Annotated in this window: 11 protein-coding genes; 7 read left to right on the top strand and 4 right to left on the bottom strand. The window is 65.2% G+C overall.

The genetic code is table 11. The features are described from left to right. The first annotated feature begins 208 nt into the window (after positions 1 to 208). The 3 genes from CV770_RS25085 to CV770_RS25095 all read left to right on the top strand — a co-directional run bounded on the left by CV770_RS25085 (position 209) and on the right by CV770_RS25095 (position 5,727). Positions 209 to 2,965, top strand: a complete 2,757-nt coding sequence (locus CV770_RS25085) for a T6SS phospholipase effector Tle1-like catalytic domain-containing protein (protein WP_104464255.1) — start codon at positions 209 to 211, stop codon at positions 2,963 to 2,965. Between the two features lie 135 nt (positions 2,966 to 3,100). Continuing rightward, entirely contained in the window at positions 3,101 to 3,784 is a 684-nt protein-coding gene (locus CV770_RS25090) for a response regulator transcription factor (RefSeq protein WP_165637496.1), read from the top strand. Then, on the top strand, positions 3,781 to 5,727 hold the full coding sequence (locus CV770_RS25095; protein ID WP_104464256.1) for a sensor histidine kinase: 1,947 nt from the start codon (positions 3,781 to 3,783) through the stop codon (positions 5,725 to 5,727). Before CV770_RS25090 ends, CV770_RS25095 begins: the two co-directional genes overlap by 4 nt. A 137-nt stretch (positions 5,728 to 5,864) precedes the next feature. Here the strand turns inward: CV770_RS25095 and CV770_RS25100 are convergent, their stop codons facing one another. Continuing rightward, on the bottom strand, positions 5,865 to 6,173 hold the full coding sequence (locus CV770_RS25100) for a hypothetical protein (protein WP_104464257.1): 309 nt from the start codon (positions 6,171 to 6,173) through the stop codon (positions 5,865 to 5,867). Positions 6,174 to 6,410: 237 nt separating this feature from the next. Between CV770_RS25100 and CV770_RS25105 the strand changes: the two genes are divergently transcribed. Further along, a complete protein-coding gene (locus CV770_RS25105; protein WP_104464258.1) occupies positions 6,411 to 6,635 on the top strand; it encodes a hypothetical protein in 225 nt (74 codons plus the stop codon). 65 nt (positions 6,636 to 6,700) lie between these two features. Here the strand turns inward: CV770_RS25105 and CV770_RS25110 are convergent, their stop codons facing one another. Then, positions 6,701 to 7,123 carry a GFA family protein gene (locus tag CV770_RS25110; protein ID WP_091960133.1) on the bottom strand — a complete coding sequence of 141 codons (423 nt, stop codon included), beginning with the start codon at positions 7,121 to 7,123 and terminating at the stop codon, positions 6,701 to 6,703. A 216-nt stretch (positions 7,124 to 7,339) separates the two neighbouring features. Further along, positions 7,340 to 8,128, bottom strand: coding sequence for a methanethiol S-methyltransferase (gene mddA / locus CV770_RS25115; RefSeq protein ID WP_201760025.1), 789 nt, complete (start codon positions 8,126 to 8,128; stop codon positions 7,340 to 7,342). A gap of 133 nt (positions 8,129 to 8,261) precedes the next feature. On the opposite strand from mddA, the gene CV770_RS25120 reads away from it, so the two are divergent. Beyond that, the gene (locus CV770_RS25120; RefSeq protein ID WP_104464259.1) at positions 8,262 to 9,809 is read left to right on the top strand and encodes a winged helix-turn-helix domain-containing tetratricopeptide repeat protein; all 1,548 of its coding nucleotides are present in this window, start codon (positions 8,262 to 8,264) and stop codon (positions 9,807 to 9,809) included. 21 nt (positions 9,810 to 9,830) lie between these two features. Here the strand turns inward: CV770_RS25120 and irr are convergent, their stop codons facing one another. Continuing rightward, entirely contained in the window at positions 9,831 to 10,250 is a 420-nt protein-coding gene (gene irr, locus CV770_RS25125; RefSeq protein WP_283811363.1) for a Fur family transcriptional regulator Irr, read from the bottom strand. Here irr and CV770_RS42750 point away from each other — a divergent pair. Further along, the gene (locus tag CV770_RS42750) at positions 10,140 to 10,571 is read left to right on the top strand and encodes a hypothetical protein (protein WP_201760027.1); all 432 of its coding nucleotides are present in this window, start codon (positions 10,140 to 10,142) and stop codon (positions 10,569 to 10,571) included. The genes irr and CV770_RS42750 overlap by 111 nt on opposite strands. A gap of 229 nt (positions 10,572 to 10,800) precedes the next feature. Then, a complete protein-coding gene (locus CV770_RS25130; RefSeq protein ID WP_104464260.1) occupies positions 10,801 to 12,351 on the top strand; it encodes an ABC transporter substrate-binding protein in 1,551 nt (516 codons plus the stop codon). The last annotated feature ends 224 nt before the right edge of the window (positions 12,352 to 12,575 follow it).

Genomic DNA, 12,575 nt, shown 5'->3' on the forward strand with positions numbered 1-12,575 from the left:
CGGCGTCAGCACATCCAGCACAGTCTGTCGCCACGCAACGACCCGCTGGAAGCAGCGACGCCGCATGATCCCGCTTGCTACCTCAACGGGACTGTGCGCAGAATGCACCTGTATTTTCATGATTCAGATATTTCAACCATTGATTGATTCCGAGAAATGATGCCCGGTTTGGCCTGACGCTTTCCTTGTCGAATTGCCGGAGGGGCCCATGACGCATCATGATGTCGGGGGGAACGCCGATTCTCCGAGGCCAGAACGCGCGCCCAGCGATCAAGACAGGAATGCCGGCGCGGGCGCGGGCCTGCCAAGGCGCAAGCTGGTGCTGTTCGCCGACGGCACCGGCAATGCGTTCACCACGCAGGAATCCAGCGTCTGGCGTCTCTATGAAGCCCTGGACCATACCCAGCCGGATCAGATCGCGCATTACATCAAGGGTGTCGGCACTGCCGGCTGGGCACCGCTTGCCGCGCTCGACGGCGCCACCGGCGTCGGCGTCCCCGGCAACGTCCGCAAGCTCTATCGCTTCCTGTGCTGGAACTGGCGTCCCGGCGACGACATCTACATCTTCGGCTTCAGCCGCGGCGCCTTTACCGCGCGCACGCTGGCGGCGCTGATCGCGAGCCAGGGCCTGGTGCCGGCGGAGATCGACGACACGCCGGTGTCGCATGCCGAGATGGGGCGTAACGTCAAAGCCGCCTGGCGCGAGTACCGGCGCGAGACCGTGCCCTGGACCAAGAGCCTGCCGACGATCTGGGTCACGCGCTGGATCCGCGACTTCCTGCTGTTCGTCTATCACTGGCTTTGCGGGCACCGTAGCTATGCCGAGGTGCGGGGCAAAATGAACGGGCGCAGCGAGGTCGAGATCGCATTCCTCGGCCTGTTCGACACCGTCGAGGCGTTCGGTGTTCCGGTCGAGGAGCTCCGCCTCGCCATCGACTGGGCGATCTGGCCGATCTCGTTCCGCAATCACCGGCTGTCGCACAAGGTCAGGCACGCCTGTCATGCGCTCGCGCTCGACGACGAACGCACCACCTTCCATCCGCTGCGGATCGACCAGAGCCATTTGGCGCAGGGGCAGATCGTCAAGGAAGTGTGGTTCACGGGCGTCCATTCCGATATCGGCGGCGGCTATCCGGAATCCACGCTGTCCTTCGTGCCGCTGGTCTGGATGGTCGAGCAGCTCGGCGACCGGTTGCGCTTCCAGGACGGCGAGATCGAGCATTTCGGGGAATATCAATCGGCGCTCGGGCCGCGGCATGATTCCCGCAGCGGCGCAGCGGTGCTGTACCGCTACGGGCCGCGTCCGATCCTCGGCGGCGACGTGAATGGCGGGCTGCCGGTGGTGCACTTCGCCGTCATCGAGCGCATGCTGCTCGGCTGCGACGATTACGCGCCGATCATGCTTCCGGCGAACTGCCTGGTGCTGCTGCCGGACGGAACGAGGTTGCCGCTGCGTTCCGAGAGAGAGACCAAGGATCTCGACGAGCAGCATGCGCGCGAGGCTCTGAAAGCGGCCTATCTGGCAAAGGCGACGGGCCCTCGACGCGAGGAGGAGGCGAAAGCCTTTACCGCGATGAGCACGCCCGACGCCACCATGTCGAGCCTCACGCGCGACACCGTGTGGTGGCGGCGCGTCGCCTATTTCTCGCTATTGTTCATGGCCGGCGTGATCGCCGCCTGGCCGTGGATCGCGCACGCGCTGGTGCAGTGGTCCGAAGACCGCGCCCTGGAGGGCACTGGCGCACTGTCCTTCATCACCAATATCGACTGGGTGATGGGCGCAGTGGTGGCGCCGCTGACCAATCTGCTGCGAGACGTGCTGCCGTCCTATGCGGCCCCCTGGCTCAACATCGCGACCTACTATCCCTTCCTGACCTCGATCGTGGTGATCGTCACCTGGTGGATCTGGCACAAGAACGGAACGTTGCGTGACGACATCGAGGAGCGGGCGCGTCTCGCCTGGAACACGTCGCGCCGCAGGGCGAGCATGGAGCACATCGACAAGCCGGGGCCGTTGATGCGGTTCGGACACTGGATGCGCCTGAACGCCAGCCCGGCGCAGCGCGTCATCACCAGGGGACTGGTGCCGGCGGTCTTCCTGATCGCGATCTTCGGCTCGGCCGCGCTGATCGTGTCGGGCAGCCTGTTCACCGGACGTCTCGCGCTCGGCTCGGTCTGCTCGCCGCCTGTGGTCAAGGGCTCTGCCGCGTTGCAGACCGGCACGCCGGTGACGGACGAGCCGGTCGACGCGCGCGCGTTATTCGACACCCGGGACTTTTGCTGGTGGAGCGGGCTTGCCGTCGAGAAGGGCCGCAAATACCGCGTCTTTCTCGAGATCAAAGAGCCATGGTTCGACCGTACCATCATGAGCGGCGTGAACGGATTTGCGACCTACGAGCCGCACCACTACGTTGTGCTGCCGGAGCGTCGTCTGTTCGCGGCGGACTGGTTCCAGCCCGTGGTGCGCGTCGGCAGCAAAGGCATCAATGACCTGCCGCTCAAGGCAGTCAATGTGACGCCGGCCGACGAATTTCCCCGCCGCATGAAGCCGACCCTGCCCGCGGAGGACGACATCAGCAGGAGCCGCAACAGGTACCCCGTGCGGCTCGACGACACGCCCGAGTTCAAGGGGAGGCTCGACGGACTCGGCAAATTCGAACCGATTCCACCGGCCATGCTCGCCGAGGCAAGCCAGATCTGGACGAAGCAGCTGTTGACAGGCCGCGTCGTCGCCGAATTCGTGGCGCCCGAGTCCGGCGAGCTGTTCTTCTACGTCAATGACGCCGTCCAGATATTCCCGCGGCTGCTTCCGGAGTCGTGGATCCCGTCCTGGCTCGATGCGATCCAGGGGCCGCACGATCTCTTCTACCGAAACAATAGCGGCACTGCGAAGATCAAGGTCCAGCGCCTGCCGGCCCCACCGATGCCGCCGGATAAGCCGGCATTACCGCTGGCGAGCAACTGAGGCCTCGGAGCTCTCCGGCGCCGCGACTTGGACACGGGGCATCCCCGCCCCCATGATTATGGGTGTCGCTGCCCGCGTCCGGCGGCTAAACTTGCCTTGCGCCGCGGGGGACACGCGGGTCGCGGGACCATGATCATGACTGAACAGGGCGAGACGGGTGAAGCCATCACCATCCTCCTCGTCGAGGACGACGCGCCGACCTGCTGGCGGCTGCAGGATGCGCTGGTCAAGGCTGGCTACGAGGTGCGCAGCGCCGGCACGCTCGGCGAAGCCCGTTCCGTCCTTGCCGGCGGCGCGCCCCGCGTGCTGCTGACCGATCTGCGCCTGCCCGACGGCCACGGCATCGAGCTGATCCGCGAGATGAGGCAGCGCTTCCCCGACACCGAGATCATGGTGATCTCGGCCCTCGGCGACGAGGAAAGCGTGATCTCGGCGATCACGGTCGGCGCCACCGGCTATCTGCTCAAGGACGCCTTCCCCACCGACATCGCCACCACGGTGCGCGATCTGGTCGCCGGCCATTCGCCGATCTCGGCCTCGATCGCGCGCTTCATCGTGCGAAGAACCCAAGGTGCCGCGCCAAATTCGGCGGAGCCGCCGCCCGGCCCGGCGCTCAACACCGCCAGGCTGACGCCGCGCGAGATCGACATCCTCTGGGGCATCGCAAAAGGCTTCAGCTATGCCGAGATCGCCAGCCATCTCGGCCTGTCCAAGCAGACCGTGCCCGGCCATATCAAGAACATCTATCGCAAGCTCGAGGTGCACACGCGCAGCGAAGCGGTGTTCGAAGCGGTGCAGCAGGGCCTGATCAAGCTGTGAGCGAGATCGCGGCCAAAGCACCTACAAAGGCAGCTACGAAAGCACCCACGCGGCCGCGGCGCCGGCTGATCGCCTCGCGCCTCGTGCCCTATCTGCTGCTGCAGGCGCTGATCGTGATCGCCACCATTCTCGGGCTGCGGCTGCTGCAGCCGAACGACCCCGACGATTTTGCGCTGAGCGGATTTTCGCTGCGGGAGGACGGCGTGGCGCGCCCCGTAACGCTGCCGCATTTCACGGCTTCGCGCTATTCCCTGGACGACCCGCCGCTCTACACCGGCAGCTTCACGTTCCGGCGCGGCGAAGCGGCATCGGGATGGTCGGTCTATCTGCCGCGCTTCAGCAACGCGGTGGAGGTCGCCGTCGACGGCGTCGTCGTGCTCGATTCCCGGCGCGACGCCAATGCCAACCGGCCCGACCGCAACACGCCGCAGATCGCAGCAATCCCCGCCTCGCTGCTGCGCGAGGGCGCCAACGAGATCACGGTGCGCCTGTTCGTGTGGGGCCCGTTGAAGGGTTTTCTCGACACTGTCTATGTCGGGCCGGATGCCGCCTTGCGGCCAGCCTATGAGACGCGGACGCTGCTGTTTGTCACCCTCCCCGTGGTGTTTTCGGCCTGGCAGTCGATCCTCGCCGTCATCCTCGCGATCATGTGGCTGATGCGGCGCCGCGAGCCGGTCTACGGCGTGCTGGCGGCTGCGATGGTGCTCGGCGTGGTGCAGGCGTACGTACCGCCGCCGGTTCCGCCGGCCGCCACGTCGCGGCTTGCCGCGGTGCTGCTGGCGTCCGCGCCGATCGAGAGTGCGTTGGTCGTCATGTTCGGCGTGCTGTTCTTCGGCTGGCGCTGGCCGCGCTACGGCATGCTGCTGTTCGTGCCAGGCCTCGTCGTGTTCGTGGTCGGGCTGATCGGGGGCCCGCCGCTGCCGCGCATCCTCTTTCTGGTGCTCGGCATCCCCACCGTCGGGCTTTGCCTGTTTCTGATGGCCTGGGTGACCGCGACTGCGGTCGTCCGGCGGCAGGATGCGGCAAGCTTCACGATCGGCTGCGCCGTCACCATCGTGCTGGTCTGCTGGGTCCAGGACATGCTCACGGTGCTCGAGATCGTGAGCAACGATCGCATCTTCGTCTCGCGCCTGTCCTATTCGGCGATGCTGGTCGCGATCGGGGCCGGGTTGACCTGGCGCTTTGCCCGCGCATTGAACCAGGTCGACAGCTTCGCCGGCCAGCTGGTGACGCGCGTTCGCGAAGCCGAGGAGCGGCTGAAGGCGAGCTTCGTCCGCGAGGAGGAGCGCGCGCGCGCCGCCGCGCTCGCCAATGAGCGCACGCGACTGATGCGTGACCTGCATGACGGCCTCGGCGGCCAGCTCGTCAGCATCGTCGCTCTCTCCGAGCGCGGCCATGAGGGCGCGACCATCACCGAAGCCGCCCGTGCCGCGTTGAAGGATCTGCGTCTCGTCATCGATTCCATGGACGACATCGGTGGCGACCTGATGCTCGCGCTCGGCTCCTGGCGCGAGCGCGCGAGCGCGCAATTGCGACCGCACGACATCACGCTCGACTGGCGCGTGGCGACCCCGCAGGGCCTGCCGCTGCACCCTGAACTCAGGCCATGGCACGTCATCCAGATCGTGCGCATCCTCGACGAGGCCGTGACCAATGCGGTCAAGCACGCACAGGCACACCGCATCGCGGTCACCATCGAGACGCTCGATGCAAGCGAGGGGCCGTACGGCCTGATCAGCGTGACCGACGACGGCCAAGGCTTTTCGCTGGCCGGCAATGGCGAAGCCGGGCGCACCGGCCAGACCGCGCGCGGCTTGCGCAACATGGGAAATCGCGCCGCGCGCTGCGGCGCGGTGCTCGACCTGAGTTCCGATGCTTCCGGCACGCGGGTGCGGCTGCAATTGCCGCAGCATTTTCCCGACAGCGACGCGGCTGCGGGCTGAAAAGCCCCCTCTCCAAAACGTGTGGGACGCGCGGAGAGAGGGAACGGGCCGGGTGATTTGCCGGCGGAGGACGGGGGGTTCGTCCGCAGGGCGCCCTGGGCCCGAGGCGATGCAATCAATTCAATCGAATGGAAATATCAGCGCACGCCGACGCGATTGACCGGGCCGCCGCGATTCATCGGCGTTCCCGCGCGCACGCCGACCCCGGGCGCGCCGACGCCGCGCGTTGCGACCGCGGCCCTTGCGACCGGCGCTCCCGGCGCTCCCGGCGCTCCCGGCGCGACCACCACGGCCGCCGTCGGCCGCACCACGCAGCCCTTGGGCACGCCGACCGTCTTGCAATAGACCACCGCCTGTGCCGGGCTCGTGCCCAGCGACACCATCGCCGCGCCGGCCAGCGCCATGACCGTCAGCCCCGCACTCAGCGCTCCAGCTCTCTTCGACATCCTTTGCTCTCCTGCTTCCCGTTCGGCGCCCCGATGCAATCACCGGGTTTCGCAGCCGAGGTGCAGCCTGAATGACAAAAGACGGCGCGCGGATACATGCCATGAAGATGGGGGTCGCTGCGGCCGGACACCGGGCCGACGCCATGAACATGGCATGGACCCATGCACGGCCTTCGCGAGATGGTCCGGCCCGATTGATCCCGGTCGGGACCAACGTCGATTCCAAAGAGGTGCTTTATGAAGATTTCAGCTGTTGCCGCGCTGCTGCTCGCCGCTTCCGCCCTGCCCGCTGCTGCGCAATCCGGTCCATCGGTCCAGGAGCAAATGGCCTGCCGTGGCGATGCCAGCAAATTCTGCGCCGAACATATCGGCAAGCCGCCGCAGATGAATGCCTGCCTGCGCGTGAACAAGTCGAAGCTCTCGGACAGCTGCCGCAAGGTCGTCGAATCGCGCGGCGGCTGATCCGTCGCCTTTCCCGCGAAGAAGAGAGGAGCGGCGTGCTGCCGCCCTCTCGAAACCCGGCGCCGCTACTCCTGCATCATCTCGCCGCTGCCGCCGAACTCGGCCGGAAAATCCTTCAGCTTGGGCAGGCCGTCGCGCATCGGCAGCACGGTCTCGGCATAGTTGACGTGAACGCCGGGCGCGAAGGCGAGCGTCGGGATGGTGGCGGTGAAGACGTCGACCAGGCCGAGCGGCGGATGGTTGGTCATGAGATGGCCGCCGCACTTCTTGCAATATTTGCGCTCGCTGAGCGGCGTCTTGGCAAAGGTCTCGACATTCTGGGCGCCTCCGGCGACGCGCACGGCCTCGGGCTTCCACAGGCTGAAGGCGTTGACCGGGCCGCCCGACCAGGAGCGGCAGGAACGGCAATGGCAATAGCCCATCGCCTCCGGTGCGCCCGTGACCTCGATCGTGACCGCGCCACAGAAGCAGTTTCCGACATGTTTCATTGGGTCGTCTCCGTTTGATGAAGAGGAAGAAATCCTCTCCCCGCTCCTCGTCCACAATATGTCGGGACCGATGGGAATGCGGGGAGAGGTGTCGGGGTGAAGGGGGACATCACCCCGCGGGACGTTGAGGGGACGGGTATGTGAGATGCTCTCATACCTCAGCCGGCGCGGCCAAGCGTCCTCCGTTCGGCGGACGCGCGCAATGCCGCGACGAGGCTAGAGTGACCGGCGCCAGGGAATAAGCATCGACACCCGTTGTTTGTACTGCCGGTACTCGTCGCCGAAGAGAGCGACGAGGTCGTGCTCCTCCAGCGCGATGCCGACGAAGATGTAGAGCGTGGTGACGACCGCAAACAGCAGATGTCCCGCGGTCATGGTCGGCGCCGCCCAGAACGCAATGATGAAACCGAGATAGATCGGATGGCGGACGAAATTGTAGAGCAGCGGCGTCCTGAAGCGCGGCGGCGTCATCTCCTTGCCGACCAGATGGTTGGTCACCTGATGCAATCCGAACAATTCGAAATGATTGATCAGGTAGGTGCTGGTGAACACCAGGATCCACCCAGCGAAGGACAGCGTGACCAACGTCACGGCGAGATCCGGGTTCTCGGCATTCCATACGATCGCAGGCAACGGACGCCACTGCCAGAACAGGAGCAGCAATGACAGACTCGCGAACAGCACATATGTCGAGCGCTCGACCGGCTTGGGGACGAACTGCGTCCACCACTCCTTGAACTGCTTGCGCGCCATCACGCTGTGCTGAAGGGCGAACAGCGACATCAGGAGGAGATTGACGATGACGGCTTCGGCCATCGGTGTGTCGGCTCCGGTATCGATGGTCTTGGGCACCACCAGCCCCATGACGAAGCCGATGGCGTAGAGAATGGTGACGAAAAACACGAGATATGCCGCAATTCCGTACAGAAAGGCGATGAACCTGAAAATGCGTGAGCCCGCAACCTCCGGGCTGATAGAATGAACCTGGTGATCAAGTTGGGTCATAGAACGCTCCGTTGTGCCGAGGCATCGGCACTGTTTGGTCTTCGCACCATGCCGGATCGGACGCCCCCAGACTTTCGCGGACGGTTGATTTTCGCCTGAGACGACTTTGATTTTTGCTTGAGACGACAGAAACGTGCGATTTCGCTTTGAAAACAACGTGCTCGACGGCGACCTGCGGGAACTGACCTGTGGCGGGACAGCCGTGCCGTTGCAGCCGCAGGTGTTCGATCTCTTGCTCTATCTCGTCGCGCAACGCGCGCGTGTGGTCAGCAAGGATGACCTGATCAGCCAGATCTGGAGCGACCGCATCATCTCGGATTCGGCGCTGAACAGCCGCATCAACGCCGCGCGCAAGGCGATCAGTGACGACGGCGCGACGCAGCGGCTGATCAAGACCATTCCGCGCAAGGGCTTTCGTTTCGTCGGCGAGGTCCGGGAAGATGTGGCAGCGTCGATCGTGCCAGCCGAAGCCAGGCCCGCCCCCTCGCGCGTGGGGGACCGCCCGGCGATCGCGGTGCTCGCCTTCGAGAACATGAGCGGCGATCCCGCGCAGGACTATTTCGGCGACGGCATCAGCGAGGATATCCTCACGGCGCTGTCGAAGCAGCGCTGGTTCATGGTGATCGCCCGCAACTCGTCCTTCACCTACAAGGGACGCGCAGTCCACCTCAGGCAGATCGCGGATGAGCTCGGCGTCCGCTACGTCGTCGAAGGCAGCGTGCGCAAGGTGGGCAATCGGCTGCGCATCACCGCGCAGCTCAACGATGCCACGTCAGGCAGCCATCTGTGGGCCGAGCGCTACGACCGCGAGCTGGTCGACGTCTTCGCCGTCCAGGACGAGATCACCAACGCGATCGCCGCGGCGATCGAACCGCAGATTCACGCGGCCGAGAGTTTTCGCGCCCACCGCAAGGGACCTGCGAGCCTGGACGCTTGGGATTTCCTGATGCGGGCGTTGTCGCATTATTGGCGCGTGACCCGGCGCGATCACGAGACCGCACGGACGCTGCTCGAACGCGCGATCGGGATCGATCCGAATTACGGCCAGGCGCTGTCGGTGCTGGCGGCGAATTACATGTTGGGCGTGCATCTCGGCTGGGCCGAGCTGGCCACCGTGGCGCCGGTGGCGGAAGCCGCCGCGCTGGCCGCGGTGCGCTGCGACCATGAAGATGCCTGGGCGCATGTCGCGCTCGGCAGCGTCTGCTTCTCGACACGCAGGCTCGCGGACGCGCTGTCCGAGTTCGAGCAGGCGCTCGCGCTCAATCCGAACTTCTCGCTGGCGCAGGGTTATTACGCGCTGGCGCTGTCCTATGCCGGACGTCCCAAGGATTCGTTCGAGGCTGCTCAAAGGGCGATCCGGCTGTCACCGCGCGATCCGTCGCTGGCGATCTATCACGGCATCGCGGGCTATGCGCGCTTCACCGAACACCGTTATGACGAGGCCATCGCGCTGGCGCGCGAGGCGATCCGCCATCGCGGCGATCTCACCGGCGCCTACCGCGTGCTCGCGGTCTCCGCCGGCATGACCGGTGACGGAACGCTTGCGGAGACGGCGCTGGGCGAGCTCCGCCGCACCCAGCCCGACATCTCGCTGCACTGGATCGCGACGCAACTTCCGTGGGCCAATGACGGGGATCGCGAGCACTATCTGGAAGGATTTCGGCGCGCGGGGCTGCGCTAGGCGGCTTCTCTTACCCCGGCGCTACGCGCGCTTGCGGCGCAAATGGACGATGACGTCGAGCCGCGCGATCTCGTGGCCGGGAAGCGCCTCCGGAATCTTGGTGAAGGCGAGGCCTTCGGCAACATCGACCAGCACATCCTCGCCCTCGAGATAGAAGTGTGGATGCACCGATGTGTCGGTGTCGAAGAACGACTTGATGCCGTCGGCCGCGATCCGGCGCAAGAGGCCGGCCTCGGTGAACTGGTTCAGCGTGTTATAGACGGTCGCAAGCGACAGATAGGCGCTCGCCGCCATCGCTTCTTCGAACAGGCTCTCGGCGGTGACATGACGATGGCCGCGCAGGAACAGCAATTGGCCGAGCGCAAGGCGCTGGCGCGTCGGTCGCAGACCGGCATCGCTGAGCAATTGCAGACAATGCTGCACGCCCGCATCGGGCGGCAGCTCGAGGCCGGCGACATCAGGACCGCTATCGTCAACCGCAGGGATATTCGTGGCCTAGAAGCCCATCGATCGTCTCACGCGTCTCACGGCTCAGAACGCACAGCGCCGCGTCGCCAGTTGCTATTCGATCGCAAAAGCGGCGGCTTGGCTTTGATCCGGATCAAATCCAGAGCGGGGCCGCCTCTGACCTATCGCAGGGCGATCCACTTTATTCCTGGCCGGTTGGGCGGCGACGGGCTCTCAGCGCATCATGACCGCCTGATGCTTTTGGTCGCAGGCGCAGGCTTGTGCAACGCCTTCGCAGTCTCTCGACAGGAGTAAGGCCGCCTGATCGCCCGGAGCGGGCCGATCCGCCGTGCGCGAAGGTATGCAGAAAACAGGACGCGCTGTACATTTTTTGTGCGAGCACTGTCGCGACTTTCATCTTGCGGCGCCGAACGGGACTATGTGAGCCTCGATATCGGATGGGGACTGGGATGGACCGGCCGTAGCTTTGCGCGCCATGGCGTGCGAAGCGTTGACGGCTGGTCTCGCTTGAGAAAGATACGACATGCCGAAACGAGTGTTGCTTGGTCTCCTCCTGGCTTGCGGCCTCACGGCTCCGACACTGGCGCAAGAGCCGAAGACCGGAGGTGTGATCAATGCGGTGATCCAGCCCGAGCCGCCCGGCCTGATGCTGGCGATGGTCCAGAACGGCCCGGTGCAGATGGTCTCGGGCAACATCTTCGAGGGCCTGCTGCGCTACAGCCCGAAGCTCGAACCGCAGCCGGAGCTCGCCGAGAGCTGGAGCGTCAGCGAGGACGCCAAGATCTACACGTTCAAGCTCCGGAAGGGCGTGACCTGGCACGACGGCAAGCCTTTCACCGCCGCCGACGTGCTGTTCTCGGTCGAGATGCTGAAGCAGACCCACGCGCGCGCTCGCAACAACCTCGCGCAGGTCGACAAGGTGGAGGCGCCCGACGATTACACTGTCGTCTTCACGCTGAAGCAGCCGTTCGGCCCGTTCCTCGGCATCTTCGAGGTCGGCTCGATGCCGATGGTGCCCAAGCATCTCTATGAAGGCACCGACTGGAAGACCAATCCCTACAACAACGCCCCTGTCGGCACCGGCCCCTTCATGTTCAGGGAATGGCAGAAGGGCTCGTTCATCCGCCTGGTCAAGAATCCGAACTATCACGAGAAGGGCAAACCCTATCTCGACGAGATCTACTGGCAGATCATTCCCGACGCCGCGGCGCGCTCGGTGGCGTATGAGACCGGCAAGGTCGACGTGCTGCCCGGCGGCTCGGTGGAGAATTTCGACGTGCCGCGGCTGTCCAAGCTGAAGGACACCTGCGTCACCGGCGCCGGCTGGGAGTTCTTCTCGCCGCTGGCCTGGCTGTGGCTGAACAACCGCCAGGGTCCGCTCGCGGACAAGCGGGTGCGGCAGGCGATCATGTATGCGATCGACCGCGACTTCGCCAAGGACGTGATCTGGAACGGGCTCGGCAAGGTCGCGACCGGCCCGTCCGCCTCCACCATCAAATACTACACCGACGACGTGAAGAAATATCCGTACGATCCGGCCAAGGCCAAGGCGCTCTTGAAGGAAGCCGGCTACAAGGGCGAGAAGATCCGCCTGTTGCCGCTCGCCTATGGCGAGACCTGGCAGCGCTGGGGTGAAGCCGTGAAGCAGAACCTCCAGGACGTCGGCATGAATATCGAGACCATCGCCACCGACGTCGCCGGCGGCAACCAGAAGATCGGCGACTGGGACTACGACATCGCTTTCACCTATCTCTACCAGTATGGCGATCCCGCGCTCGGCGTCGGCCGCAACTACGTCTCCAGCGCCATCGCCAAGGGCCAGATGTTCAACAACGTCGAGGGCTATTCCAATCCCGAGATCGACAAGCTGTTCGCCGACGGCGCGGTCGCGACCCCCGACTCCAAGCGCAAGGAGATCTACGAGAAGGCGCAGAAGATCCTGGTCGAGGACGTGCCGGTGGCCTGGATGCTCGAGCTGCAATTCCCGACCATCATGCGGTGCAAGGTCAAGAACCTGATCACCACGGGAATCGGGGTCAATGACGGCTTCAAGGACGCATGGCTCGACAAGTGACGGGCGCTTCGCGTCTGATCTCTCGTGCTGTAGCTTTCGCCGAATGATTGCCGTCCGAGCCACGGAAAAGGTGCACCTCTCCCGCTTGCGGGGGAGGTCGACGCGCGCCGGGCGATGCGAAGCATCGTCCCACGTGCGGCGGGTGGGGGCTCTCTCCGCTCGAGGACCTTCTCTGCGGAAACACCCCCACCCCTACCCTCCCCCGCAAGCGGGAGAGGTGCACG

The sequence above is a fragment of the Bradyrhizobium sp. AC87j1 genome (assembly GCF_002936975.1).
GTDB lineage: Bacteria > Pseudomonadota > Alphaproteobacteria > Rhizobiales > Xanthobacteraceae > Bradyrhizobium > Bradyrhizobium shewense.